The organism is Acinetobacter sp. SCLZS86 (genome assembly GCF_021560715.1).
Taxonomy (GTDB): Bacteria; Pseudomonadota; Gammaproteobacteria; order Pseudomonadales; family Moraxellaceae; genus Acinetobacter; species Acinetobacter towneri_A.
Genome location: NZ_CP090864.1, coordinates 1,609,143 through 1,633,516, shown reverse-complemented (window position 1 = coordinate 1,633,516; position 24,374 = coordinate 1,609,143). Strand labels below are relative to the sequence as shown.

General features: G+C 39.2%; 42 protein-coding genes. 21 read left to right on the top strand and 21 right to left on the bottom strand.

Going from position 1 to position 24,374, the window contains the following annotated elements:
- Nucleotides 1-90: 90 nt before the first annotated feature.
- From LZP46_RS07875 to LZP46_RS07860, 4 genes are all read left to right on the top strand, one after another.
- The gene (locus LZP46_RS07875) at nt 91-978 is read left to right on the top strand and encodes a DMT family transporter (RefSeq protein WP_236093480.1); all 888 of its coding nucleotides are present in this window, start codon (nt 91-93) and stop codon (nt 976-978) included.
- Between the two features lie 141 nt (nt 979-1,119).
- Nucleotides 1,120-1,497 (top strand): immunity protein Imm33 domain-containing protein, encoded by a 378-nt coding sequence (locus tag LZP46_RS07870; protein ID WP_019837562.1) that lies wholly within the window; start codon nt 1,120-1,122, stop codon nt 1,495-1,497.
- A complete protein-coding gene (locus LZP46_RS07865; protein ID WP_236093479.1) occupies nt 1,487-1,945 on the top strand; it encodes a hypothetical protein in 459 nt (152 codons plus the stop codon). The genes LZP46_RS07870 and LZP46_RS07865 overlap by 11 nt, the downstream gene beginning before the upstream one ends.
- Before the next feature lie 198 nt (nt 1,946-2,143).
- Nucleotides 2,144-2,632: a winged helix-turn-helix transcriptional regulator gene (locus LZP46_RS07860; protein WP_019837560.1), complete on the top strand. Its 489-nt coding sequence runs from the start codon at nt 2,144-2,146 to the stop codon at nt 2,630-2,632.
- 31 nt (nt 2,633-2,663) lie between these two features.
- Here LZP46_RS07860 and LZP46_RS07855 read toward each other — a convergent pair whose 3' ends face one another.
- The 4 genes from LZP46_RS07855 to tusD form a co-directional block, all read right to left on the bottom strand.
- Nucleotides 2,664-2,975, bottom strand: coding sequence for a TusE/DsrC/DsvC family sulfur relay protein (locus LZP46_RS07855; RefSeq protein ID WP_236093478.1), 312 nt, complete (start codon nt 2,973-2,975; stop codon nt 2,664-2,666).
- Nucleotides 2,976-3,033: 58 nt separating this feature from the next.
- Nucleotides 3,034-3,318, bottom strand: a complete 285-nt coding sequence (locus LZP46_RS07850; RefSeq protein ID WP_236093477.1) for a DsrH/TusB family sulfur relay protein — start codon at nt 3,316-3,318, stop codon at nt 3,034-3,036.
- 65 nt (nt 3,319-3,383) lie between these two features.
- Nucleotides 3,384-3,734, bottom strand: a complete 351-nt coding sequence (locus tag LZP46_RS07845) for a hypothetical protein (protein WP_236093476.1) — start codon at nt 3,732-3,734, stop codon at nt 3,384-3,386.
- Between the two features lie 43 nt (nt 3,735-3,777).
- Nucleotides 3,778-4,146: a sulfurtransferase complex subunit TusD gene (tusD, locus tag LZP46_RS07840; RefSeq protein WP_236093475.1), complete on the bottom strand. Its 369-nt coding sequence runs from the start codon at nt 4,144-4,146 to the stop codon at nt 3,778-3,780.
- Between the two features lie 60 nt (nt 4,147-4,206).
- On the opposite strand from tusD, the gene LZP46_RS07835 reads away from it, so the two are divergent.
- From LZP46_RS07835 to LZP46_RS07820, 4 genes are all read left to right on the top strand, one after another.
- Complete coding sequence (locus tag LZP46_RS07835) at nt 4,207-5,211, top strand: SDR family NAD(P)-dependent oxidoreductase (RefSeq protein ID WP_236093474.1); 1,005 nt, start codon at nt 4,207-4,209, stop codon at nt 5,209-5,211.
- Nucleotides 5,212-5,384: 173 nt separating this feature from the next.
- The gene (gene fumC / locus LZP46_RS07830) at nt 5,385-6,779 is read left to right on the top strand and encodes a class II fumarate hydratase (RefSeq protein ID WP_236093473.1); all 1,395 of its coding nucleotides are present in this window, start codon (nt 5,385-5,387) and stop codon (nt 6,777-6,779) included.
- A gap of 133 nt (nt 6,780-6,912) precedes the next feature.
- Entirely contained in the window at nt 6,913-7,101 is a 189-nt protein-coding gene (locus LZP46_RS07825) for a type II toxin-antitoxin system HicA family toxin (protein ID WP_004973562.1), read from the top strand.
- Nucleotides 7,102-7,103: 2 nt separating this feature from the next.
- Nucleotides 7,104-7,487 carry a type II toxin-antitoxin system HicB family antitoxin gene (locus LZP46_RS07820; RefSeq protein ID WP_236093472.1) on the top strand — a complete coding sequence of 128 codons (384 nt, stop codon included), beginning with the start codon at nt 7,104-7,106 and terminating at the stop codon, nt 7,485-7,487.
- A 567-nt stretch (nt 7,488-8,054) separates the two neighbouring features.
- Here the strand turns inward: LZP46_RS07820 and LZP46_RS07815 are convergent.
- From LZP46_RS07815 to LZP46_RS07750, 14 genes are all read right to left on the bottom strand, one after another.
- On the bottom strand, nt 8,055-9,176 hold the full coding sequence (locus tag LZP46_RS07815) for a phage integrase Arm DNA-binding domain-containing protein (protein ID WP_236093471.1): 1,122 nt from the start codon (nt 9,174-9,176) through the stop codon (nt 8,055-8,057).
- Nucleotides 9,177-9,179: 3 nt separating this feature from the next.
- Nucleotides 9,180-9,383, bottom strand: coding sequence for a hypothetical protein (locus LZP46_RS07810; protein ID WP_178866749.1), 204 nt, complete (start codon nt 9,381-9,383; stop codon nt 9,180-9,182).
- On the bottom strand, nt 9,380-9,751 hold the full coding sequence (locus LZP46_RS07805) for a hypothetical protein (RefSeq protein WP_236093470.1): 372 nt from the start codon (nt 9,749-9,751) through the stop codon (nt 9,380-9,382). The genes LZP46_RS07810 and LZP46_RS07805 overlap by 4 nt, the downstream gene beginning before the upstream one ends.
- Nucleotides 9,751-10,098: a hypothetical protein gene (locus tag LZP46_RS07800; RefSeq protein ID WP_236093469.1), complete on the bottom strand. Its 348-nt coding sequence runs from the start codon at nt 10,096-10,098 to the stop codon at nt 9,751-9,753. Before LZP46_RS07800 ends, LZP46_RS07805 begins: the two co-directional genes overlap by 1 nt.
- The gene (locus LZP46_RS07795; RefSeq protein ID WP_236093468.1) at nt 10,098-10,442 is read right to left on the bottom strand and encodes a hypothetical protein; all 345 of its coding nucleotides are present in this window, start codon (nt 10,440-10,442) and stop codon (nt 10,098-10,100) included. Before LZP46_RS07795 ends, LZP46_RS07800 begins: the two co-directional genes overlap by 1 nt.
- Nucleotides 10,442-10,672, bottom strand: coding sequence for a hypothetical protein (locus tag LZP46_RS07790; RefSeq protein WP_236093467.1), 231 nt, complete (start codon nt 10,670-10,672; stop codon nt 10,442-10,444). The genes LZP46_RS07795 and LZP46_RS07790 overlap by 1 nt, the downstream gene beginning before the upstream one ends.
- A 71-nt stretch (nt 10,673-10,743) precedes the next feature.
- Complete coding sequence (locus tag LZP46_RS07785; protein ID WP_049044790.1) at nt 10,744-12,237, bottom strand: 3'-5' exonuclease; 1,494 nt, start codon at nt 12,235-12,237, stop codon at nt 10,744-10,746.
- A gap of 52 nt (nt 12,238-12,289) precedes the next feature.
- Nucleotides 12,290-13,300 (bottom strand): RecT family recombinase, encoded by a 1,011-nt coding sequence (locus LZP46_RS07780; protein WP_236093466.1) that lies wholly within the window; start codon nt 13,298-13,300, stop codon nt 12,290-12,292.
- A gap of 11 nt (nt 13,301-13,311) precedes the next feature.
- Complete coding sequence (locus LZP46_RS07775) at nt 13,312-14,298, bottom strand: YqaJ viral recombinase family nuclease (protein ID WP_236093465.1); 987 nt, start codon at nt 14,296-14,298, stop codon at nt 13,312-13,314.
- Nucleotides 14,295-14,618, bottom strand: coding sequence for a hypothetical protein (locus LZP46_RS07770; protein WP_070152224.1), 324 nt, complete (start codon nt 14,616-14,618; stop codon nt 14,295-14,297). Before LZP46_RS07770 ends, LZP46_RS07775 begins: the two co-directional genes overlap by 4 nt.
- Nucleotides 14,619-14,620: 2 nt before the next feature.
- Nucleotides 14,621-14,878 carry a hypothetical protein gene (locus LZP46_RS07765; protein ID WP_236093464.1) on the bottom strand — a complete coding sequence of 86 codons (258 nt, stop codon included), beginning with the start codon at nt 14,876-14,878 and terminating at the stop codon, nt 14,621-14,623.
- Complete coding sequence (locus LZP46_RS07760; protein ID WP_236093463.1) at nt 14,875-15,099, bottom strand: hypothetical protein; 225 nt, start codon at nt 15,097-15,099, stop codon at nt 14,875-14,877. The genes LZP46_RS07765 and LZP46_RS07760 overlap by 4 nt, the downstream gene beginning before the upstream one ends.
- Before the next feature lie 64 nt (nt 15,100-15,163).
- Complete coding sequence (locus tag LZP46_RS07755) at nt 15,164-15,988, bottom strand: DUF2303 family protein (RefSeq protein ID WP_236093462.1); 825 nt, start codon at nt 15,986-15,988, stop codon at nt 15,164-15,166.
- A 53-nt stretch (nt 15,989-16,041) separates the two neighbouring features.
- A complete protein-coding gene (locus tag LZP46_RS07750; RefSeq protein ID WP_010112842.1) occupies nt 16,042-16,371 on the bottom strand; it encodes a hypothetical protein in 330 nt (109 codons plus the stop codon).
- 147 nt (nt 16,372-16,518) lie between these two features.
- Between LZP46_RS07750 and LZP46_RS07745 the strand changes: the two genes are divergently transcribed.
- Nucleotides 16,519-17,010, top strand: a complete 492-nt coding sequence (locus LZP46_RS07745; RefSeq protein ID WP_236093461.1) for a hypothetical protein — start codon at nt 16,519-16,521, stop codon at nt 17,008-17,010.
- 2 nt (nt 17,011-17,012) lie between these two features.
- Here the strand turns inward: LZP46_RS07745 and LZP46_RS07740 are convergent, their stop codons facing one another.
- The 3 genes from LZP46_RS07740 to LZP46_RS07730 are packed head-to-tail and all read right to left on the bottom strand — an operon-like array spanning nt 17,013 to nt 18,376.
- Nucleotides 17,013-17,216 carry a hypothetical protein gene (locus LZP46_RS07740; protein ID WP_236093460.1) on the bottom strand — a complete coding sequence of 68 codons (204 nt, stop codon included), beginning with the start codon at nt 17,214-17,216 and terminating at the stop codon, nt 17,013-17,015.
- A gap of 10 nt (nt 17,217-17,226) precedes the next feature.
- Nucleotides 17,227-17,649: a hypothetical protein gene (locus LZP46_RS07735; protein WP_236093459.1), complete on the bottom strand. Its 423-nt coding sequence runs from the start codon at nt 17,647-17,649 to the stop codon at nt 17,227-17,229.
- Between the two features lie 52 nt (nt 17,650-17,701).
- Nucleotides 17,702-18,376: a LexA family protein gene (locus tag LZP46_RS07730; protein ID WP_236093458.1), complete on the bottom strand. Its 675-nt coding sequence runs from the start codon at nt 18,374-18,376 to the stop codon at nt 17,702-17,704.
- A 75-nt stretch (nt 18,377-18,451) separates the two neighbouring features.
- On the opposite strand from LZP46_RS07730, the gene LZP46_RS07725 reads away from it, so the two are divergent.
- The 12 genes from LZP46_RS07725 (at nt 18,452) to LZP46_RS07670 (ending at nt 24,365) form a co-directional block, all read left to right on the top strand.
- Nucleotides 18,452-18,649 carry a Cro/CI family transcriptional regulator gene (locus tag LZP46_RS07725; protein ID WP_236093457.1) on the top strand — a complete coding sequence of 66 codons (198 nt, stop codon included), beginning with the start codon at nt 18,452-18,454 and terminating at the stop codon, nt 18,647-18,649.
- Between the two features lie 11 nt (nt 18,650-18,660).
- Entirely contained in the window at nt 18,661-18,981 is a 321-nt protein-coding gene (locus LZP46_RS07720; protein WP_236093456.1) for a hypothetical protein, read from the top strand.
- 2 nt (nt 18,982-18,983) lie between these two features.
- On the top strand, nt 18,984-19,346 hold the full coding sequence (locus LZP46_RS07715) for a hypothetical protein (RefSeq protein WP_236093455.1): 363 nt from the start codon (nt 18,984-18,986) through the stop codon (nt 19,344-19,346).
- Nucleotides 19,343-20,020, top strand: a complete 678-nt coding sequence (locus LZP46_RS07710; RefSeq protein WP_236093454.1) for a hypothetical protein — start codon at nt 19,343-19,345, stop codon at nt 20,018-20,020. Before LZP46_RS07715 ends, LZP46_RS07710 begins: the two co-directional genes overlap by 4 nt.
- On the top strand, nt 20,017-20,532 hold the full coding sequence (locus tag LZP46_RS07705; protein WP_168377808.1) for a hypothetical protein: 516 nt from the start codon (nt 20,017-20,019) through the stop codon (nt 20,530-20,532). Before LZP46_RS07710 ends, LZP46_RS07705 begins: the two co-directional genes overlap by 4 nt.
- Entirely contained in the window at nt 20,529-20,786 is a 258-nt protein-coding gene (locus LZP46_RS07700; RefSeq protein ID WP_080747880.1) for a hypothetical protein, read from the top strand. Before LZP46_RS07705 ends, LZP46_RS07700 begins: the two co-directional genes overlap by 4 nt.
- 73 nt (nt 20,787-20,859) lie before the next feature.
- Nucleotides 20,860-21,438: a hypothetical protein gene (locus LZP46_RS07695; RefSeq protein WP_180182753.1), complete on the top strand. Its 579-nt coding sequence runs from the start codon at nt 20,860-20,862 to the stop codon at nt 21,436-21,438.
- Nucleotides 21,435-21,740 carry a hypothetical protein gene (locus LZP46_RS07690; protein WP_236093453.1) on the top strand — a complete coding sequence of 102 codons (306 nt, stop codon included), beginning with the start codon at nt 21,435-21,437 and terminating at the stop codon, nt 21,738-21,740. The genes LZP46_RS07695 and LZP46_RS07690 overlap by 4 nt, the downstream gene beginning before the upstream one ends.
- A 10-nt stretch (nt 21,741-21,750) precedes the next feature.
- A complete protein-coding gene (locus LZP46_RS07685) occupies nt 21,751-22,434 on the top strand; it encodes an adenylosuccinate synthase (RefSeq protein WP_236093452.1) in 684 nt (227 codons plus the stop codon).
- On the top strand, nt 22,431-23,399 hold the full coding sequence (locus tag LZP46_RS07680) for a helix-turn-helix domain-containing protein (RefSeq protein ID WP_236093451.1): 969 nt from the start codon (nt 22,431-22,433) through the stop codon (nt 23,397-23,399). Before LZP46_RS07685 ends, LZP46_RS07680 begins: the two co-directional genes overlap by 4 nt.
- The gene (locus LZP46_RS07675; RefSeq protein WP_180172923.1) at nt 23,392-23,973 is read left to right on the top strand and encodes a hypothetical protein; all 582 of its coding nucleotides are present in this window, start codon (nt 23,392-23,394) and stop codon (nt 23,971-23,973) included. The genes LZP46_RS07680 and LZP46_RS07675 overlap by 8 nt, the downstream gene beginning before the upstream one ends.
- Nucleotides 23,970-24,365 carry a DUF1064 domain-containing protein gene (locus LZP46_RS07670; protein WP_236093450.1) on the top strand — a complete coding sequence of 132 codons (396 nt, stop codon included), beginning with the start codon at nt 23,970-23,972 and terminating at the stop codon, nt 24,363-24,365. The genes LZP46_RS07675 and LZP46_RS07670 overlap by 4 nt, the downstream gene beginning before the upstream one ends.
- Nucleotides 24,366-24,374 lie beyond the last annotated feature (9 nt).

Genomic DNA, 24,374 nt, shown 5'->3' with positions numbered 1-24,374 from the left:
ATAAGCGTATAACTCAAAAGCAATAAAGATCGCAAAAATAATAGAATAGGCGTAAATTATAACTTTATTTGTAACGCATTTGTGGTTGTAATGATTTCGAGTTGGGTGCTCTTTACCTTAATGGCTGCATTTATGCAGGCATGGCGCAACGCCTTTCAAAAACAACTCAGCACAAGTGTCGATATTTATGGCGTGACTCTGGCGCGTTTTATTTTTGCCTTGCCTTTTGCACTGGCGTATTTAAGCATTTTACAATGGCAGCAGCCTGTTCAAGCAGAACTACATTTTAGTTCGATGTTTTGGCTGTATATCATCATTGCAGCAGTGTGTCAGATTTTAGCCACGGCTTTAATGGTAAAACTGTTTCAACAAAAAAATTATGCAGTAGGTGTCGGGCTTGCCAAAAGTGAAGCAGTTTTAGCTGCAATTGTAGGCGTGATTTTCCTACAAGAACATTTAAGCGCATTGGCTTGGTTAGGTGTTGCGATTGGTGGGATTGCGGTATTTCTACTGAGTAAAGGCAGCCAACGTAGTGATTTTTCATTCACGACTTTAGCCATTGGAATCGGAAGTGGACTCAGTTTTGCGGTGACTTCTTTATTGGTACGAGAGGCCAGTTTAGAACTCGATTTCTTACCGGTTATTCATCGCGCTGCATGGGTTTTGGTTTGGGTCATTGGTTTTCAATGCTGTATTTTATTGGCGTATTTAGGTATGTTTAGACGACATACCTTGTATGCCATGTGGCAGCGGGTGGGATTAACTTTTAAAGTGAGCGTCTGCAGTTTTTTAGCATCATTAGGTTGGTTTAGTGCCATGAGTATGCAAACTGTAGCGATTGTGAAAACACTCGGACAAATTGAAATATTATTCAGCTTACTAATTTCAGCCTATTTCTTTAAAGAAAAACTTGCTCGTACCGATCATTGGGGATTGGGATTGGTCGTGCTTGCGGCAATCTTGGTGATTTGGGCGTAGGGTTATATTTCAAAGCTATGTAATTTCAAATTCATGTTATATCCTTTGCATTTGATTTAAGGATCTCAGAAATATAAAAATAAAGATTCTCTATCCGTACAATCTCGTTAGAATACTCACAGCTTATCTTAGAGAATTGTCATGTCTAAACCACAGCAAAAACAAAAAAACTCAGCCTTGGCAGAGTTGATAGAAGAACAAAAACTGCTCTGTGAAGAGTTTGGTTCAGCCTATATTGCAGTGAGTGGCGATGATGTTATCGCAGTTGCAGTCCAGACCTTAAATAAAGACCCAATTGTGGGATTGCGTAAAGCGCCAGAAGGGGAAGAAAAAGTTGCGTGGTATATTTATGGCGGTGAACTGGGTGAAGATGAAGTGAGCTTTGAAACCATGCCTGTACGCGAGTTGCAAGACATTTTGCCTGATGTGCTTCCATATCTGGCTTTAGAGCAAGGCTACCGATTTATGATTGATGCAGATGACTATGAAGATGTCTGGAAAGAAGGCGATGCGTCTTAAGTTTATTCGTATGTCGAACATGGCAAAAATATTGGTGAGCATTATGCTTGGAATGCAAGGTCTGAGTGTCATGGCACAAGGTATTCAAGCACAGCAGTTGGCACTTGAAGCATCATCTACACCAATTACAATTCCACATGCATCCAATGGATTGACTCAAACACAATATCAAGACTTATTAAATCAATACACGCAGATTGTGAATGACAGCAAAAAAGTATTGGATGATCCTGCTAGCCAAGCAACGGCAGAACAACAAAAACAGGCATTTTGTGCACGCTATCAAGCCTATAAAAATATTGCTGAAATTTCCGAGCACAATCCAAACTTGTATCCTGCACCTATGATGTTAATGGTGGCAAAGCGTTATTTAGAGCAGCAGCACAATAGTTTCACGGCTTCAGGGATGACCGAACAAGTTTTTTGTGCAGGAGCTACATCTAAATAGTGTGATCTGCCTTATAAGTGAATAGCAAATTTAAAGATTGAAGATGCAGGCGTATAAAACCCCAAAAACTGGGGATTCCTTTTATGCAGATTGTGAAGTCATACTTCATTTTTTATCAATTTTCATGTAAAACTGACTTTGCAAAGCCTGTAGAATCTTTTAACTTTCAGGTAGTGGACTGCGGGATAGGCGACACAGATGAAATGGGATGAAATTGGTGAGCAGCCTTGTTCGATTGCACGAACTTTGTCGGTGATTGGTGACCGTTGGACAATGCTGATTATTCGTAATGCCTTTATGGGCATGCATCGTTTTGATGATTTTCAACAACATTTGGGCGTCACGCGGCATGTATTGTCTGATCGTTTAAAGCGTTTGGTGGAACATGAAATTTTAGTCAAAGTACCTTATGTAGAACGCCAAGAACGTTTTGAATATAAATTGACTGAAAAAGGCTTGGAGCTTTATCCCTTAATGCTGTCTATGGCAAATTGGGCAGATAAATGGATGGATCAAGGTTTAGGTAAGCCTGTGGAATACATCCATAAAAATTGTGCTAAAACGTTTCAGCCTGTCGTGGTATGTTCAGAATGTGGCGAAGAACTACATGCCAAACAGGTGAAGCCACAATTTACCTCAGTGTATTATCAGTACATCCAAGCACAGCAGAATTTAAAACAAGTCTAAATCAGTGCTGTATTCATCAGCAACAGTTTGTCTATAAGCAGTTCGCTGGTTTAGGAATACCCGCTAAACGGCTTAAATGACGCGCCACTAAACCTGTATTAAATTTATCCTGCAAAACGGCATTGTTAATTTCTGGGCTTACAGTTTTCATTAAAAATTTGATTAAAGGGCGGGTTGCAGGTGAGTGTCCAAATTGCTGATAAAATTGGCGTACAGCGTGCAAAACTTCAAAATGCCAAGCCGTGAGATCGAGCGCTAAACTTTGCGCCAGTTCTTGTGCAACTTGTTCATTCCAGACAGTGTAATCCAGCAAATGTCCATCTTGATCTAATTCTAGTGTCATCTCTTGTTTCATTCACCCTTAAAAATGCTTTGCATTGGTTTCATATCATTACGGCGTGTTATTTTAAGCTAATACAGCGCTGATGTGCTAAACACAGCGTTGCAAAAGCTGCATAATCAATCGGATGTACATTTTCTGCCAAATGACCATTCAATATTTCTACATCATTTTCCAGTACATATATTTTGTCTAGCTGGGCACAAAGCGGATGGTGTTGATGCAATACCGCATCACCCATCAGTACAACGCTATCTTGCGGAGCGTACAAGGCATTTAGCTCTGCTAAAATTGCTGCTGTGCTATCAAATCTCGCTTGGATTAAATATAAATTTGCGTTAGTCATGCTTTTCTCTTTAGATGTTTAGATGTGGTCAAATGATCAATCAAACTGTTAAACCACCAATCAAACTACCAATATAAAACCCGATCAAAGGTTTGAATCAGCTCGCGATTCAGTTCCACCCATTCAATCTCATGTACCGTATTTTTGATAAACGGTGAGTGAGCATGTTTATGTTCAATCAAAATTGGGCTGAGGTCATAAAACTCAAAGCTATCGACCAAGTTGGATGCCACTTTAAAGGCATGTTTAAGTGAATCAAAAGCCAGTTCCGACTGTAATAGGCTTAATGCCGCATCTTGTAATAATACTTTGACTTCACAACCAAAAGTTGCCAGTACCATTGTTGCTGACAAGCTTTCATGTACTTGTAAGCTGTTTAAATTGGCCTGACGTAAAACCACGAGTACAGTTTTCACACAATTTACCTTTTAAATGCAACAGATTTACAAAATGAATCGCTTAAAATTGAATCAGGCGTTCTGTGGTTTGCACTGCATCGGCCAGTTCGCCCAAGCCAACCAATTCAAAGCCTGCAGCTAAATTGTGTTGGCTTAGTTGATGGCGTTTGACATTGTCTGCATCGCTAATACCACGTGCCAGTGCTGCACTTACACATACCGGTAAACGAATAGACAATTTTTGCCATTCTGTTTTGAGATTGCGTTGATCATCGGGTACCCATTGCAACTCATTCGCTACAGCAACGCCATCTTGATAAAAAAACACACGAAAAGCCTCATTTTTCTGTTGTAAGGCTTGAGCAAAACCAAGTGCATGCCATGCATGAATAGAGGTTGGTGGGGAGGTTATTAGTAATAAGGTGCTCATCAAAATTCACTAATGCAATGTGCTAAGGCGCATTCAGACTTTATAAAAAAGGTAGTATAAATGATTTTAGTGACTGGTGGTTTAGGCTTTATAGGCTCACACATTGCATTAAGCCTCATGGCTCAAGGGCAAGAGGTCATTATTGTAGATAATTTATCCAATGCAAGTATGCAGACCTTAGAGCGACTTGAATATATTGCAGGGCGTTATGTGCCTTTTGCCAAATTGGATGTTAGAAATACGCCCGCGCTGAACAAAGTTTTTGAACAATATTCAATTACTGCAGTGGTGCATTGTGCAGGGTTTAAATCTTTAGAAGAATCGGTGCTTAAACCACTGGAATATTATAACGATAATGTCAGTTCTATTATGAGTTTATTACGTTCTATGCAACGTACAGGCGTGCGTCGTTTGGTGCATCTTTCAAGTATCGCGGTCTATGGAAAGTCTGGATTGAATCTAGAAGAAAGCCAGAGCTTTAATTACAGCTACGCCAATCCCTATGTGAAATCTCAACAGATGGTTGAAGAAATCATCCGCGATACTTTTAGAACTGATAATGAATGGAACATTGCTATTTTGCGCTTGAGTAATATAGCAGGCGCATTTGAACACGGAATTTTAGGCGAAGTCGTTGCACCATTACCTAAAAATATTGTTCCTTTGGCGATGCAAGTTGCAGTAAAACAGCGTGAAGCAATTGAATTACGTCAGCAAGCCAATACTGCAGATCAAACCGTAGAACGCAGCTTTGTGCATGTACTAGATGTCTGTGAGGCTGTCATCGCAAGCCTGCATTGGTTATTCGAACAAACACATAGCTGCGAAGCCTTTAATATTGCAGGAGAAGTCGTCTCAATTCAGCAGTTACTTGCACGTATTAGTGCAGTCACTGACACTGAAATTGCTACAGTCCCTGCAATTCATTATGAATATCCTGAGTTAGATCAGTTAGGTGCAGTCGTAGATAAGGCACAACAGTATTTACACTGGCAGCCAAAACGTAGTTTAGAAAAAATGCTAGAGGATGAGTGGCGTTTTTATCAAAATACGCTCAAGCATTAAAAGTAAGCGCTATAAAATTCGTTGAGATGCGATTCACGAAGCCTTATAGCTGAAACAAATACAACGCAATGGAATTATTGATAATAATTATCATTTACTAGGCTGTCTGTTTTTTATAAGATCGATATAAGAGCACATGACATCATTGAAATCACGAAGGAATGAGGCTGAACATGCAAACACGTATTGAACATGACACCATGGGTGAGGTTCAAGTCCCGAATGATGCACTTTGGGGCGCGCAAACTCAGCGCAGCTTACAAAATTTTAAAATAGGTAATGAGCGTTTACCTCGCGCCATGATTCGCGCGATGGGTTTAGTTAAAAAAGCGGCGGCAATAACCAATGCAAACTTAGGGCAAATCCCTCAAGAGTTGGCGCAGTACATTGTTGGTGCGGCAGATGAAGTCATTGCAGGGCAGTGGGATAGTCAATTTCCTTTGGTGGTGTGGCAAACAGGTTCGGGTACGCAAAGTAACATGAACTGTAATGAAGTGATTGCCAATATCGCCAATCAAAAACTGGGGAATCCTTTAGGTGCGCAAAAGACTGTACATCCGAATGATCATGTCAATCGTGCCCAATCGACCAATGATTCTTTTCCAACTGCAATTCATGTAGCAGCGAGTTTGCAAATTAATGAACTGCTCATTCCTGCAGTAAAGGGTTTGCGTGATACGTTGCATGCCAAAAGTGAAGAATTTTCTGAAATTGTCAAAATTGGACGTACACATTTACAAGATGCGACACCATTAACTTTAGGGCAGGAATTTAGTGGCTATGTATCTCAATTAGATCATAGTTTAAAGCGTTTGGAACAGGCTTTAACAGGCTTGTATGAGTTGCCATTGGGCGGTACAGCAGTCGGTACAGGCTTAAATGCACATCCTGATTATGCGGTACAGGCAGCGGAGCAATTGGCACAGCTAACAGGCTTAGCATTTGTGACTGCACCCAATAAGTTTGAGGCTTTGGCAGGGCGTGATGCTGCAGTATTTGCTTCGGGTGCATTAAAAACTTTGGCGGTGAGTTTAAATAAAATTGCCAATGATATTCGCTGGTTAGCCAGTGGCCCGCGTTGTGGTTTTGGTGAGTTGCGTATTCCAGAAAATGAACCTGGTTCAAGTATTATGCCGGGTAAGGTTAATCCAACACAAAGCGAAGCGATGACCATGGTAGTTGCACAGGTATTGGGCAATGACACCACGATTAACGTGGCAGGTGCATCGGGCAATTTTGAGCTGAATGTATTTATGCCAGTGATCGCATATAACTTATTGCAATCTATTCAACTCTTGGGTGATGCCTGCAATAGCTTTAATGAGCATTGTGCCGTTGGCATTCAAGCAAACCGTGAAAAAATAGATCACTTTTTGCATGATTCACTCATGTTAGTGACCGCTTTGAATCCTGTAATTGGTTATGAGAATGCAGCGAAGGTGGCTAAAACAGCTTATAAGGAAAATAAAACCTTAAAGCAAGTTGCAGTAGAGCTGAATTTGGTCACAGCAGAGCAGTTTGATGAAGTGGTACGTCCTGAACAAATGATTGCACCGAATATCAAGTAATCAGTTTTAAACAAATTCAGAGGTCTGTGTTTGTCTGCACATGATGACAGATAGACACAGACTTTGTTTATGAAAATCAGGGAAACTTTGAAGTATCCTTCCTTATTAAAATTATGTTGTGTATAATTACACAATGAACAGCAAAGACATTATTAAGCGTCTTGAGCAGGAAGGCTGGTACAAAGTGGGTGGTAAAGGCGACCATGAAAAGTATAAGCATCCTGAAAAGCCTGGGCATGTTGTGGTACCACATCCACGTAAAGATATGCCAATAGGAACTCTACGCAATATATATAAACAGGCTGGTTGGGAGTGGAGGTAAAAATGTTATATCCAGTATATGTTCACAAAGATGAAGATAGCGCATACGGTTTAACCTTTCCTGACTTTGATGGATGCTTTAGCGCAGCAGATGAGTTGCAAGATATTCAGCGCATGGCACAGGAAGCGGTTGAAGTTTACTTTGATGGTGAAGATATTCCGTTACCAGAACCATCAAGCCCAGAGCAATGGTTAGGTGATGAGCGATTTGAGGGTGGTTTTTGGTTGTTAGTTGATATTGATACAACAAAAGTAAATACAAAGTCTATTCGTATTAATATCAGCATGCCAGAAGCTTTAGTAAAACGTATTGATGCTGTTGCAAAAAAACAACATTTAAGCCGTTCGGCATTCTTAGCTAAAAGTGCGGAAATGGCGTTGCATTAATCAAGTAAAAATATACTAAACCCAGCCTAAATGCTGGGTTTTCTATTGCACTTAATTTGAATGCAGTGGGGTAATTCATCCTAATACGATTTTAAATTTATGTGTTGGTGTAAAGACATAATTTGCATAACGGCAGAATAGGCTACAAGGTGCTGTCTAAATGTAATAGTTCAAAACTCGTCATTTAGTCACACCAACCGCTTTTGGGTGCTTTCTTTTATGCCCATTCCTTATTCAACTTCCATTGAATAAGCTGCCATAATTGCTAGAATACGCAATACTTCAAAATACTGTTTTGCTAAAGTTTTGCATTTATTTTGCAAAATTTAATTTTTTTATAAGCAACTCAATATCTTAACTACGGAAATTTTCAATGCTCTCAATTTATTTATTGTATCGTTCATAATAAATTAACTATTTGATTTTAAAAACAAAAATAGGGTTAAAATTATTGAAAAATATGTCAATTTGGGTGCTTATGTAAACTATGTAAAACAAGGACTTATAATATAGTTTTGCAAGGCTATTTTGTGTCAGCACAGCCAATAAAAAAGCTCCCGAAGGAGCTTAGTTTGAAAACGGTAAATCGATTCCTATATCTGCATCATTCCATATAATTTCATGACCAGATGCATATCTCTCTGTCATTTTTTCTGAGGCATGTCCTGCTAATGTTTGAGCGGATTTTCCTGCTTTTTTATGCAAGTGAATTGCTAATGCTCTGATCTCATGGAAGCTTGGTAACTGTCTACCGCTTAATTCAGGATAGGTATTTGCTTTCTTAACAGCATTAAGAAATTCGCGTGAAACATATTGCGCTTCGAGTTGCGTCCAATGTGCTTTGGTTTGGCTTTTATTTTTGGTTTTACCTTTTGGCACACGATGGATGATAAAAGGACTAACCACATCGTCTTTACATCGATCTAAAACTTTTTGAAGTTCAGCATTAATTTTTATGCGAACGTATCCAGCACCTTCGAGTAATTCGAAATCGTCCTCGGGGTCATCGGTGGTTTTCGCTTGGGCGACATGCAAATATCCATCCCAAATGTCTGACCATTTCATGTTGACAATATCAATACGTCTTTGCGTTGTTAAAAGCGCAAGATCGATTGCATTTTTTAACCATTGCGGCGCTACATTACGAATGGCTTCAAGACCTTCAAGCGTATGGCGTTTACGCTGCTTAATTCGATAACGTTTAATCGTTTGTGCAGCTGGATTGTCAGGGACCAAACCTTTACTGATTGCTAAATCGAAAATTTGAATAAGCAGGCTACGTGTTTCAATACTTGTTGACGCTGACAAACTATCAAGAAGATTGTTCACCATCAAAAGAGTGATAGAACTTAGTGGTAATTTTTCCCATTCATCACAACGGCTTAGGCTGTGAGTGTATGTTCGCAGAGAATTTGGGGCAAGTGGTCTGCCGTCTTTTCTGCGTTTTTCAGCTAAGAACTTTTTAGAAAATTCACCGAATGTCACTTCACCCATGACAGATGCAACTAAATCGGTAGCAGGGGTTAGCAGATCATTAAGTTTACGTGCCGCAATAATTGCTTTGGACTTATCATCACCCATACCGTGAAATTTACCCGTAATAGGGTGGCGGTATCTCCAAGTGTTGACACCGCTTCTATATAGGTTGGCAGGTAAATCCTTATTGCGCTTGGTGCGAGGACGAGTCATTTCTTAGTTTCCCAAGACCTTATCAACTAAATCATTACCAGTTTGCTTTTGATAAACGTTCCAGTTGATATACCACAGTTTGCCTTTTTGTTCGGCAGGGAGTCTACCTAGTTGACATTGTCGCACAATTGTTTGGCGAGTAGGAGGTGTTCCATCCTCTCCATATACCCGCTTAATAAATTCAGAAACTTTAATTAAACAGGTCATGGCTTTGCTCCTGTGCTTTGCTCCTGTGCTTCGATCATGGCTATGTATGCACAATGAATCGACTGACCGCCTGTTAAACCATTCTCGAAAGCGCCAACAAAAAAATCTTGCATTTTGTTTAATAGCTCCTGTGTCGGCTCTTTCGGCACAACCACAAATCCTTCAGGAATGGCTTGGGCTTTGGCTGCTTGCCATGTGCACCAGCTTGAATTAATTTCATTCAGAGCTTTGCTATATTCCTCATCCCATTCAATTAGCTCATAAATATTTTCCAATTCGTTATATTGAATATTCGGCAAATATTTGAAATCCACACCTTGTGAAAGCAGGTGTTTTTCATGAGCAATTTTTTCTTCCCGAATATCCATCACGCCACCTCATTCCGCTGAAAGCACTTAATTTCAACATCCTTAGGTGCTTCAATTACTAATCTTGGTTGGAATCCATTACGATAATCTTGTGGCTCAATGCGCATCGGCCACTTTGGAAAATCAACATCCTCGCAATCTGGGTCATGGTTGGCGACTCCAATCATCCATGTTCCAGAGTTGTTAGGGCAAAAGTGACCAGTTACTACAATTGCGTATTCACCTGAGCTCACCAAATATTCAATAGGCTTTCCAGAAGCACAGTTATCATAATCATCATTAAAGTGATTAGTTTCACCGAATGTATCATCTGAATAACCTTCAAAAATTAATTTCACTGAATCCATCACGCCACCTCACTTTCATATTTATTTCGAGCAAAAATGGCATAGGCGTCATCTTCACTAAAATTAATGTCAATTAAGAAAAAGCCATTTGGTGCAATCGGGTCCCACTTGGTGATATCACAATCATCCATCATAATTTCCCAATCATCAGGATTAACAAGGCTCTCCATCCAGAACACCACAGTGTCTACACCAAAGTGGCTTTTAAATTTTTCCCAATCTTCACGACTTACATATTCTTCATTTTCCAGATGCTCATTCATGTATTTTGAATAAACCGGATGTGTCCAAGTTCCCATTTCGCCACGAACAATTTCAGTTGGCTCTAGTTTGTTATCTTCCATCACGCCACCATCAAATAATTAAATTTCTTAGCACGGCTAACTTCTACATTTGCTTCACGTTCTAAACGTGTTAAAAAACCAGCTGCTTCATTTAAATAGCATCTGCAAAACTGTCTAAATTTGCGCTGACACGCTTCATTCATTAAATAGTCTTGCTGTGCTTGTCCTTTGTGACAGAAGATTTTCAAAACACTATCGCCACGACGCATAACCACAGCATCTTTTTTCACTTGTGGCCTGTATCCATCACAGTACAACCAGTAAGTGAATAAGTTTGTAAATCGGCAAGGTAGGCGAGTGATCATGTTGCTACCTCAGCTTGAGTGTTATATCCAATCTTTTTAAATAGTGGGTTCAATGCAGAAATATCTAACTGCTTTTTAGCTCGAGTAGCAGCAACATATAAAAGTCGAGCTTCATCTTCGGTTAGGATTTTTTCACCAGGTGCAGCAGCTTCTTTATAAAAGAAATCACCACCAAGTTTGACCTTGTTAAACTCCAAGCCTTTAGACTTATGAGCTGTGGTCACAATGCAGTCATAATCACTAGAATTACTTTTTAGTAATGAGCTGATTAGAGCTTCTTCACCCACTTTATTGATTAGGCTAACAAGTGCTTTTAAGTCATTTCCAGAGACTTCATTTGTGTATTCAATGACTTCTTCCCAATTGCTAAAGCCTTCAAATACACTTCCATCGTGGACTTTTATTCCAGATTTAACTTTTTTGGCATCTTCAATGTTTTTTAATAAAGAACCTGTATCAACTTCCAAACGTGGTTCACGTCCAATTTTTACCAGCTCAACCATGTTGGAAAGGGCAGCAGCATTGGTACGATAGATAAATGCATCTGCAACCATATCGGTGACTTCACCAACATTGGAGTCAATTTGTTCAAAACCACGTAATGGAATTTCTTCATCCAAAACATTGAACAAAATTTTATTCGCAAGATCAGCAATGTTTTCACCAAAACGAAATGATTGACTTAAACGTGTTTCAGCAATATCTAGGGATTGCATCGCATTGACAGCACCACGAAACGCATAGATTTGCTGGTGACGATCACCCACATAAATTACCTGAGCACGCTGCTTACTCAAAACATTCAACATAATAGGATCAGCATCTTGTGCTTCATCAAATAAAATAAAGTCAGCATTAATCACTGGATTGCTCAATGCCCAATATTTTAGGTAATGGTCATGTTCGAGACGGTTAATACCAGCAGGATTTAAAATGTCATTCCAGTAATCATGTGCCTTAGGTAAAAGGATATTTGCCAATTCAGCACGATATGTATCATCCATCCAATCAGGTAAAGCAGCGTAAACTTGTGATAGTTGAATTTCGCTGTAATTAGAACGGCAGAAATAACCAACGGCATTCATCATAGATGTGGCCATACGTTTTGAATTAAATAAACGCTTCTGGTCATCCTCACCACGTTGTTTAACCAATGCCACTGGTACTTGATAATTCTCAAGATCATGGCGAGATGCCAATTGGTTTGACATCAAGCGACGATTTTTTAATTTATTAGTCAGCCAGCGTGGAACTGAGTTATAAGCTAGGCTGTGAAATGTTTTGCACTTAACATTATGGTTAAATTTAGACTGTGCTTCTGTTGCAATCGCCTTGTTAAATGCCAAGTACATTCCATGTTGGTGATGCTTTGCATTACCAATCAGTTTAAGGGTAGAAGTCTTACCAGCACCGGCGTATGCGGTCACTTTACAAGACTGACCATGTAATGCCATATCAATGGCATGTTGTTGTTCAATAGTTGGATTCATATTTCTATCTCACTACTGGTACCCTCATGTGTGAGGGCACCACATGCCAGTGTTATGCTGTTAATTCAGCTGCTTTGCGTTCGTAAATCGAATTGATCTTGTCGATTTGAACATCAGATAAGCCAGAAGTGTGAGGCTCAAAACGCTCACCCATAATCTTATTGATGGTTTCAACATCCGCTGCGTCTTCAAGATCAACAACCAACTGAAGGTAGAACTTCTGCCAGCCATGAGCATTTTTAATATCAGTTTGATCTGGTTCACCTAAGTTAGTAGGTACTGTGTTGCTGACTTCTTTTAGCTGTTCCAGTGTTTCAGTCGCATAAATTTGTGCAATTAATGCTGCTGTATTGAACTCGGGTGCCATATCAATAACAGTTTCTTGAGACTGTTCACGTTCAGCCATCTGAGCTTTTAAACCCGATGCACCTTGATGTTTTTTTACCGTTGATTGAACTGGGGTAACATCAAGTTCTTCACGTTCAGCAATTTCATCTGGGGTATAAACACCTAGAATTACATCGGGTGTATATAAGCGTGACCAACGTTTAATAGCAAGATACGCAAGTTGTTGGCGTGGATCACTTACCCATAAAGGTGAATTGCGTACTGAGCCTACTTGTCCCATAGAAATATCAATTTCACGTGGAGAAGTTTCACCTTTTAATGTTGCCCAGACTTTAATGCCTTTATCCCATGATTTATCTTCCTTGCCGTTGATCTTTGCCCAATCGCCATACCATTCAAAATTTAAACGACCTGTGATAGGTGCACGATTGGTAATCACAGCATTCACAAGTTGCGCTTCATACCCTAATACACCATTAATTTGATGAGTTTTTTGAGCTACGGCAAAAGGGTCCATTTGCCACTGTGCTGATTGCATAATGATGGCTAAACAATCTCCAGTATTGCCCTGAAGATGTTTCGGCACTGCAAATTTTGATGAAGCCATGACACTTGCAATACGCTCAAAACGATCCATAATTTCAGGATTCATCATGATGTCAAAAGCAGTTAAGTGGGCAATCTGACCATTTTGTGGGGTTGTTAATGCGTTCATAATAAAATTCCTTAAATTGTTTCTTTAAACTTGTTTGAAATACGGAAAACACGTGTGCTGGAGGTTTTGCTATATTTCGCAAATAAATCAGGTTCTTCTTTTTTCAACAGCGTACTGTCGATACGAGTAGAGGATTGTTCTTTGTAGGTGCAGATGGACTTGCCCTGGCTAATCATCATTTCCGCATCCTGCATTGTTGAGACAATCTTTAATTTGATTTCATCTTCACGAGCCTTGTCCGCTTTTTGGCGACCTTGAACAGTGATAAGTTCTTCAGCAAGCTTGATATGTTCAAAATCAGCTTCGACTTGTTTACCCACAACATGATTTGACCAGCGATGTAAAACATCATCAAAACAAGTAGGATCTGGTGGAACATCAGCAATGACATGGTTGAACCAAAATGCTTTAACCTGTTTAAAGATTGATTCAATTAAATCGTCATCACGTTCAATGCGATACATACGGAACTTATTGCCACCAATGAGAACGGCAAGGTGCCATACTTGGAAGCCTGTAAGCTTCATGTACCAAAGGCATTGAGTAAGGTAATAGTCTGGAATTTGGTCTGTTCCTTCTTCACCAAATAACTTGGACAAATATTCCGAAGCTGTTTTACATTCCAAGCCTTGGTCTGTAGTTAGTTTCCCATCTTTAAAGAAAACACGACCTGCGATTTTAGGATTTACAACAGCACGGTCAATGTTACCGATAGCCCAAGACTCTCCGATGTTTTCAAGAGATAATTGCTGAGTAACACGTTGAACTTTCATACCTGAACGACGTGAAAACTCTTTAGCAACAACGTCTTCAAGTAGGTTGCCGAAATGCGCAGACTCATTTTGTGATTCTTTACGTTCACTGCGACCAGTTTTGTCTAACCACAATTGGTATGGTGATTTGTACGGACTAAAGCCAAGGATTGCAGCAACGTCTGAACCACCGATACCTTTTTTACGACCTGCTAAGAATTTTTCGTGATTTACTTGGGTATTCACTGTTCAACTCCTTTTGAAATAGAGTGAGTTCTTGTTAGTTTGCAAATAACAAGATTTTTGGCGAATTTTTCATAATTTTGCTGTGCATCTTTTATGTAATATTCAGAATCATCATCGGCTCTAGCAGCTTCCGTTTCCTTGCTTGTAAAAAATACACGGATCGTATCAATTGCATCTCCTGCACATTCAAATGTTTGAAAGCATTTAGCAGAGGTAAGCAAACGTGTGAATGCTGCTTTATGTTTTTCAGAGCCAACATTGCAAACAAATTGACCTGTAGTTAAATTTTTAACCACGAAAAATTGTTCTTTAATTTTCATGATCAATCTCCCTGATATGCGACAGAAACGTGTTTACGAGGATAAATTTCAGAACGCACATAACCACGACTTACTTGTGAAGGCATTTGGTTGATAGGCGCAACCCATGTCGGGAAAAACTTAGAATTCAGATCAACCCACACACCGCAATCAAACTTTTGGTTTGTGTCTTCGCGGTAATACTCCAGCGTTTCACCATTGACCAAAATGTGGTGCGTTGCTTCCTTAGGGGTAGCAACTTTAGGAATGAAAGCCATCATCGCATAGCCTCCAAATGCGCTTTGGTTGCATTAACCTGTGAAACTTGTTCCGCTTCACAAGCTTTTAAACCAACACCAAAAAAGATGAATGTGCTTACTGCAATCAGCGCAGATGCAGCAGCATTTGAAGCAAAGCCTTTAAGCTTAGAAACAAAACGTTTTTTGTCTTGACGCTTAATTAGCGTTTCGACTAGCTTGTTTTGGGATGTGTTTGTTGCCATAATGACCTCGTGTAGTTGAAGCCCGCTAGATTTCCAGTCCCTGCGGGCTTTTTAATGCCCACTGTTAAGCTGCAAACGTACCAATACGGACAGGGTTTTCAGGAAGCAAGGCAATCACTTTTTCCTTGAATTCTTGAATAATTTCATTACGCAAGAGTTCTTCTTTAACGATTTGCAATGCAAACGATGGCTCACCATCTGAGCTATTTACTACAAGACGCAAGCGAATAGTTTTGTCATCAAGACCGACATAAGCTGGATCAATGATTTCAAAATAACTTGGTAATTTCCCTGCTGTGCTTGAAGCTTCAACTTTGTCAAAGACTGAGCGAGTTTCTTGCATGTTTGATACTGACGAGTCAGTAGTTGAAGATGCGCCAACTTTCATGTTGCGAACTGCATTAATTGCTTCCGCAATATGGATCGTTTCACCAGTTTCACTTGTTGCAGCGAATACACTTGCCCAATCTTCAAGTAATGTTGCAAAACGCTTTTGATTAAGTTTGTTATCTTTAAGCTGATTGAGCTTTTCCCAAACTACAGTTGGTTCAAGCTGTAACACTGCTTTATGGTCACAATGACCTTGAGCCAATCCAACAACTTTGAAGTTTAAAATTGCCGTTGCTGATACATTTTTGTGGTCAACAAATACAGGGGCATAAACTTTTACTTCAGGAACAGAATTTTCAGACTGCGTATTACCTAAAACATAACTTTTGAAATCTTCAAAAGATGGGGTTTTTAAAACACCGCGTGCACGGTTACGACCAGCTTGAAATTGTTCTAAATCATGAACTTTGAAATTTTCGTGAATGGCAACAAGTTGACCACGAGATAAATCATTTACAGGTAACGCAAGTTCAACGATTTCTTTAGCAGAGTTTTCCATTTTCAGTACCTTATGGATGGTTGGTAAAATTGTTGTAATGAGAAGGGGGCTGTTTAAGCGTCTTCAGTGAATAATTGGCTTGTATGGTTAGCGAACAACGTGACATCACCACCAGCATTCAAATGCATTGGAGTTTTTGAGGTGGTGTCCTCTGCACGTTTACCTTTTGCTGTTGGTTCAACAAAAGCGAGTGTGTGTGCAATTTCGACCTGGCTTGAATCACCGATACGAGCAATATCAAGTGTGATTTTGATTTGCCCTTTTTTGTTGTGCTGAACAGCACCTTGAGAAACCATGCTGATAGCTGCACCGAGTTGGTTAGCAAAGGTTCCTGCACCTAAGTCAGCAACAAATTGCTGTGCGTTGGTTGGTTTGGTAGACATAAAATTCACCAAGTAGATTTGTTGTTGGTGAAATAAATATAAGAAAACTTATTTTTATTGTCAATAGTATTTGTAAGAAAACTTATTTTAATGATTTAATAAGCAAAAGAAAACCTGCACAGGGCAGGTTGTATGGAGTTTATTCAGATGAGTAAAGATGCTGAAAATTCAGGATATGGTGTAATCCCCGAAGGTACTTGGATTAAGTTATTTGAGGGATCAGTTATTACATTACAGGATGTAGCCATAAAAGCAGATCAAGCATGGATTGATCAGGCAATTATTGATGAAAATAATTACCGTAATGGCATTGGAGTTGTTGGCGATGCACCAGTGCAACTGGCAGCAGGTGCTATGTCTGCTATGCACGTATCAGCAAGTATAGGTAAAGGTGAAATTGATTCAGAATCTATACAAAAAGCCATTCGAGATGCCGCCAAGACTTTAAACGTTGCGTACAATGCAAAATTTATTAACCGTGTGGAATGGCGTACTGAAACGATCGATCGATTACTGTCTTCCGTTCACATAAAATCAGTAGATGAAGCTATTGTTGAATGTCAAAAGGTTGAAAAATATGTTTTCGGGGAAAATGAAATCCCAAAAGATATTGATCCACTAGCTTCTTGGTATTTGTAAAATTATCTTTTAATTTTACTCTCAATATTTTGAAGTCTAGCTTCAATTTTTTGAAGTTGGGCTTCATTGTTTAGATTTTCCAAAATCCCAATAACAGTATTACATTCAGAGCATTGAATGAAATCAATGTGAATATTACAATTTTCAACTGATTGTGTGACACGTTTAAATTTTGTATTGCCACAGCTACATTTTGATATAGACATGTAAAATTCCTTATCGAACATTATTAAGCCTATGATGTAATGCAAGTTCTTGCAGTGCATCAATAAGACTTTTACCTTTTTGTTTTGCAATCAAGACAGCTTTTTTATCATGTGTTGCTATTCCAGCAGGTTCAATAAGAGTGCTTTCGACCACTCCTTGACCTTCCTTAACTTCGATAGCAAACCCTACATGCTCACCATTAACTTTCTCACCAATACCAACCAGTATGATGACTATGCCATGGGTTTTTGCTAAATATTTGTCTGTATAGGAATTGAATTTAACGGAGTTTTTAACAATCCCTTGTCTATCAAACCAAAATTTTGCTTCATCAAAAGCATCAAATGCCTGAGAAGAATCAGCTTTGGACTTAGCAGAAAAGAAAGCCCATAAAATCAAAATTACAATTACACCAAGTACAAATCCACCCATTTAAATTTCCCCAACCCGATCTATTATAAAAAACTGCGTCGGGTTCGCAGTTTTAACTTTTTCTAACACGCTTTGGTCTTGATCCACCAAGTGGTCTAAATGCATCAATTACCAAACCTACTAATTCCATGCCTTCTTCAAATTCAATGATATTAGGTTGGAAATTTGGATTAAGAGCTTGTAAATACTTACGATCATCACTTTCAATAATTAATTTTTTAAAAGTAGCGTCTGTATTGTTTCTAACAACAATCAAGTCTTCTGATAATAGATCGCAGACCTGAAAAGCAGGGTTAATTAAAATATAATCGCCATCTTGATAGGTTGGAAAATTACTAATACCAACAACTTTTAAATAAAAACATCCATCAGGATCATCTGAACTTAGTGGTGGTAACCACTCTGTAATCTCAGACGGATTAATAAATTCTATTGAGGTCATTGTCCCTGCTTGAACCCAAGATAAAACTGGTAATAATTTCGTAGTAACTGGAACAATATTGTTATCTAAAACCCTATCAGGTTTTCCAGTCAGAATATATTCAGCTGTAACCCCAAACTCATTTGCCATAGCTTCAAGTGAAGCTGCTTTAGGCAAATAGCCATCCTTTTCCCATTCTGTTACAGCAGGTGAGCTTACCCCCGCAATCTTCGCTAATTGCGCCTGAGTTAATTTTTTCGAACGTCTTAACGCACGTATGCGCTGACCAATAGTTTGATTTTCCATATAAGTTATCTTATATATTGCTTTTATAAGTTATCTTTGATTAAATAGTAAGAAATCTTACTTTTAAGGCGTATTATGACTAAGAATGAGGCTTTCGAATTACTGCAAGTAAATGGTGTTGAGTTAGCCAATTTGCTTGGTATTGAGCCGTCAGCCGTTTATCAGTGGGCGGAAGACAAAATCCCATTAGCTCGTGAATATCAAATTCTTGACTTAGCGAAAGGAAAGAAGCCAATAACAGTGGAGAGAAAATCACCACAAACAACACATTAGGAGTATCACCTATGCAAACAATAATTAATTTCAGTCGAAAACTGTTGGCACCCATGTCAACACGTGTACCGCTGGAAGTCCAAGAGATCATTGATACTTTGGCTGAAAGCCAAGGTAGTGATCGTGCTAAGTGGTTAAGAGATGCCATAGATAAAAAGATCGAACTGGAGACAGGTCAATCATCATCTGAGCACATAGAAAAATCAAAGAATACAACGTCTACCAGTGTATTCAAGAATGTATGCAGAAATTTAAAAAGTTTTTGGCAGGCATTAAAAAAGCCCGACGTTGCAGGTCGAGCTTCTAGTATTCATCAACATTCAGGTAAATGAACATGAGTAATTTAACAGAACATAAGTGCGCTGGCAAATGTCCAGAATTTAAAGGGGAACAGTGCCATCACTGTTTGATTCAGCAAATTGAAAAACGAGAGTTTGATTTGGGTTTAGCACTTGATGATGCGTATGTGAAAACTGCAGAAGATTTCACCGCTGGTGATGTCGTCGTGTTTATCGATGCATTGAAACCAGATCATCTCATGACTGTCCACAAAGTACAGGGTGATGGCGTGCTGCTGGATGGGAATCGCAATTTCGCATTAGCTCATTTGATACGACATGCGAACACAAGAGAAATTCTTGCAAATAAGCGCCACATCACGACTTTTGAAGAAGCATTCGGGGAGGATGTGGAATGAAAGAACGTCCGATTCTATTTAGTGCCCCAATGGTCAGCGCAATTTTGGAAGGTCGCAAGACTCAGACTCGTCGAGTAATAAATCCACAGCCTGAAGGCACAACTTTGAAATGTTTTTTAAATGGGGAGTGGTTGAGTAAAGATTTTAATGGTTTGGCATTACCTCAAATTGAAGATTTACCAATTCATTGCCCATACGGAAAAATAGGTGATCGTCTTTGGGTACGTGAAACATGGTCAACTGTAAATTTATACGGTGAAATCGCACTTGCTTATAAAGCTGATGGTGAAATTACACGTGTTGTAGAAAATGAAAGTTTTCAAGATGAAGATGGATTAATAAATTATGACGATCCACGATTAGAAAAATATTCATTTGCAGCATGGGCTGATGATCTACTTGAGGGTAAAGAAGGTAACTGGAAGCCATCTATTCACATGCCACGTTGGGTATCACGTATTTTGCTTGAAATCACCAATGTTCATGTAGAGCAACTTCAAGACATTTCTGAATCAGACTGTTTAAAAGAAGGTGTCGGTTCACCAATCTTACGTGACTGCAAAAAACCTAAATTTATGCAGTTATGGGAATCAATTAACGGTACTGGCTCATGGAATAAAAACCCATGGGTTTGGGTGGTTGAGTTCAAAGTCATCCAAGGTGGTGCAGCATGATTGATAACACCTCAATTCTCGCCCTAACTGACATTATCCAATTGCCTGAAGCTGAACGCTTACAGGCAATCAAGGATAAGTTTTCAGCAAAATCACATGATGAATTACTTAATTTACTTGGCAATGTTCTGAATGTTGCTGTGAATTATGCCCAATCGTGTGATGAAACATTGTATTTACATCTCGTCACCACTGGCGATATGCACCCATACGCAATAGATAAGCTTATTTCACCTAGTTTTCATGGTGCTTTGAATGGGCTGATCCTAGCGCAAAAAGCACCTAATCAAGATGTTTTATGTGAATCGTGTGCTTATCGTTGCGGCACTTTAGCAAATCATTGTCTTTCTACTCAATCTGACTTGGCTCATGCCTTGGAGTTGGATGCTGTTTTTTATTGCCATAAAGATATTGAAAATTTGCATAGTCCGTCTGCTACAGATCGTAAGCGCATGAAACCATGCAAAGGCTGGGCACAGCATGTGAAGAAACATAAGGGAGTAGCAGCGTGAAATCAAATGAAGCTAAAAAACCTATGTATATCTTTACTGAACTAGGTAAAGAAAAACTTTGTAAGCACTGTGATGAATACTGGCCTACAGATTCAGAGTTTTGGTTCATGATTAAATCAAAGTTAAAGGATGGAACCATTACATTTCGACCAGAATCAGCATGTAAAGGCTGCTATGACCGTGTTTACAGACCACATCATTTAAAAGGTGTGAACAAGGTTCGTTCAAGTCATGAAAAGAAGGTGGCAGCATGAAAGAACTCCACAAAACTTTGCTGTTCATTTTTACGCTCTTTGGGGCTGTTTTAATTCGATTAGGGGGTGTGGCGTGATTAAAAAACGTAATAAAAAATACAACCCCAATAAACCTGCTTTAAATCCTGTACGCAAGTTTCAGCTTATTGGGGAAGCGATTGAAGAAAATCGCATTCTCGAACTTTGGCAATTAACAAATGGGAAATCTGAGGATCAAGCGCCTGAGTTAGCCCATTTGCTAACTTTGACCAAGGGTACACTTGTGATTGCCATGCGTAAGGATTTAATCGACAACGAGCAAAGCTTCCATATCAGTTGTGACATATACGCAGATCATCCAGATGGCCGATCTATACAGCTCGATTTTGAAATAGCTGTACCTGAACGCATGACATATGGACAGTTTTTGAATGGTTGTGAAGAAGATCAAGAGCCGATTTACATCGTTGAATGTGGTGTCAAAACTCGCTGGAAAGGTGCCAACAAGTTAATGGATGAATATTTCCATGAAGTTGCGGGACCGGGATTCAAAATTGTAAAGCAGCCATACATTGTGACTTGCTTTTCTGCATTCAAGAACGTGGCATGTCAGCGCGAATTTAAAGCCGTTCAGATCTCCCTTACTGGTAATGGGTTAGGGGTGGCAGCATGATTATCGGAGTTGCTGTTAAAGCAGGTGAGCTTATGGTCGCTCTACCAAAACCTAATCGCCATGCAGATTGTATCAATATTATTTTGTCACTTGGTTTGGTGCCAGATATTCAAAACCAATGGGGTAAATCATTACACCAAGGTTTTTATTGTGAAAATGGGAAGTTCTATACACGACCACAAGCTTTTTTACATGCAGTTGAATGTGGCCAACAAGAATGGACAGAAAATGACTTAGAGCTAATAGCCTTGGGTGAAAAGAAATTTTCACGTATGGGGCTATGTAGTGAAGATTTGTGGTGAGGTGGAATTTATGAATCATCGTGAGTTGTGTGAAATCGGTGCAAAATTTCTAAAACGATCTGAATCTGCAAATGGGCATGGGTGTCATTTCACTATAGTTGAAGCAGCTTGTTATGGTGAGAATCCAGATGTGTTTGGTATACGTCATGGAGGAATACATGGTCATGGCGTAGGTACTTTCCTATTGGAAGCTAAAATAAGTCGGTCTGACTTTTTGGCTGATAGAAATAAACCACATCGTATAAATCCCGAGACTGGTATGGGGAAGTATCGTTACTACATCTGTCCTACAGGTTTAATTAAAATTAATGAATTGCCTGAAAAATGGGGATTAATTTACGTCAGTCCAAAGGGTACCTGTAAAGTTATTGCTGGTGTGTTATCCGCACCAAAGATCAAATATTATTGTGAGTGGTCCAAAAAATATAAAAGCCACTTTGATCATCATATGATTAAAGAAAATTTTAAAACGTTGGCATTTAATGAGCGAAATATCCAAAACGAATTAAATCTTTTAACGATGGCTTTGGCTCGTATAGATGATCCTGAACAATTGCTTTATCAGAAAAGAGAATTTTCAAAAACTCTCTTAGAGAATCAGAAGCTTAAACACGAATTACATGTAATTAAACATGATCGAAATTTAAAGTCTTTAATTGATGGTTTACCTAATTTGAGAGGTAATCCTGCATGAGCAATTTCAACTTTGTTAAAGCTGTACGTCAAATTTCCATGCCACCAACAACCAAGTTAGTGGCAATCACTTTGGCTACATACGCTGATTATGAAACTGGTGAATGTTATCCATCTATCCAAACGCTCATGGACGATACTGGACTATCAAATCGAGCAGTGGGCTTACACATTAAACACATCGAAAATTTAGGAATATTGGTTGTAGATCGTTCAAATGGTCGTCGATCTTATTACCGTTTTGACGTAGAAGGTCTCACAAAAGCAGTGACGCAGGGTCACAGCTCGGATAATAAAAGCAGTGACTCTGATAACAATACCAGTGACTCTGACGACAGTGAACCAGTGACTCTCACGCAACAACCAGTGACTCTGGTGCAAAAAGCAGTGACGCAGGGTCATACTAACTACCAAGAACAACCAATAGAACAACCAATAGAACGTAGTAGTAATACGCACGAGGAAAAAATTTCACAACCGCCAGCTCAATTTGTTCAGTACCACAATTTTGATCTTGCAAAAATATCAGTGATCGAACTTGGTCAGAAATATTCAACATTGAAATCTGATTTCATCGAATTGTCTAAACCTAGACACCCTGATCTTGATCAACACGATCTTGAAAACTTGTTTGATGAATTTGGAGATTGGTTTGCATCACCGAATGATTACGGTAAGCAATCTTTCAAGACAGCACAGAAGTGGGCTGTAGCGTTTCTGACATGGGTAAACAACAACAAGCAAAAACTTATCAACCGAAAGGCGAAAAATAGCGTCACTGAGCAATCAGGACGAAATAAACCTATTCAAACACCATCTGCATACCAAGCTAAACAGGAAAATGTAAATCGCTGGTTGCGTTATGGTCAAAAAGTCCGTGAAGAACAACATCAGGAATCATCAATAATTGATGTAGTACCTGAACCCCCAAAGAACTTTCTGATTGAGGAGGTGGGTCATGCGTGAGTTCACCATTACTGAAGCACGTCGTTTAATTGACAAAATGCGTATTCGGTACGGTAAGAAATTTACAGATTTTTGGGCAGCAGTTGATGAAGCTGATCTTGAACAGGCCATGATCGAGGACTTTTCAGGATTGACAGTTCAGCAGCTGGAAAATGGGTATAACCGTATGCTCCATGAACCATGGCCACCATGTATTCAAGATTTTAAGATTTGGTGTTTACAAGGTTCACATTGGCTCACTGAAAATGAAGCATGGCAACAAGCATTGGCATACGAGAAGTCGAATCAAACAATCTCAATCAGTGTGCATGTACTCAAAACTCTTAAAGAATTTAAGAAAGGTTTTGATGAAATAAATCCTAAAGCTGAATCTCAAGCTAAAGCTTTTAAAGATATGTATATCCGTATTATTTCAAATGCAAAGTTAATTGGGGATGTCCAAAGCTTTACTGATCCAGTGAAGATGATTGAAGCACCAGCAGAATCAAATCATCGAGCTGTTCCTTGTCCACCCGAATTAGCTTCTCAAATGCGGAAACGCAGAATCAATAAAAATATTAAGGATGTGGCATGACAAGTTATTTATCTCCAGCGCAAATTAAGAGACTTGCACACAAACGTGAGGCCAAACCTAAAAAGCCAAAGTATGGGAATCATAAAGTTGTCGTTGATGGTGAAAAAGTTGCTGATTCACAGCATGAATATCGTCGTTTGAACGATTTGATTGTTTTACAGCGTGCAGGTGAGATCAAGGATTTACAGACCCAGGTTCGATACAACCTGATACCGGCACAGAAAATTTGTGGTGAGAGAGTACGTGGCACAGATTACATAGCAGACTTTGTTTATTGGACTAAAGATGATCAGTTCATCTGTGAAGATGCCAAAGGTCATAAAACTGCGGATTACATCATCAAACGTAAATTGATGAAATTAATTCACAATATTGACGTAGTTGAAGTTTAAGAACGATTT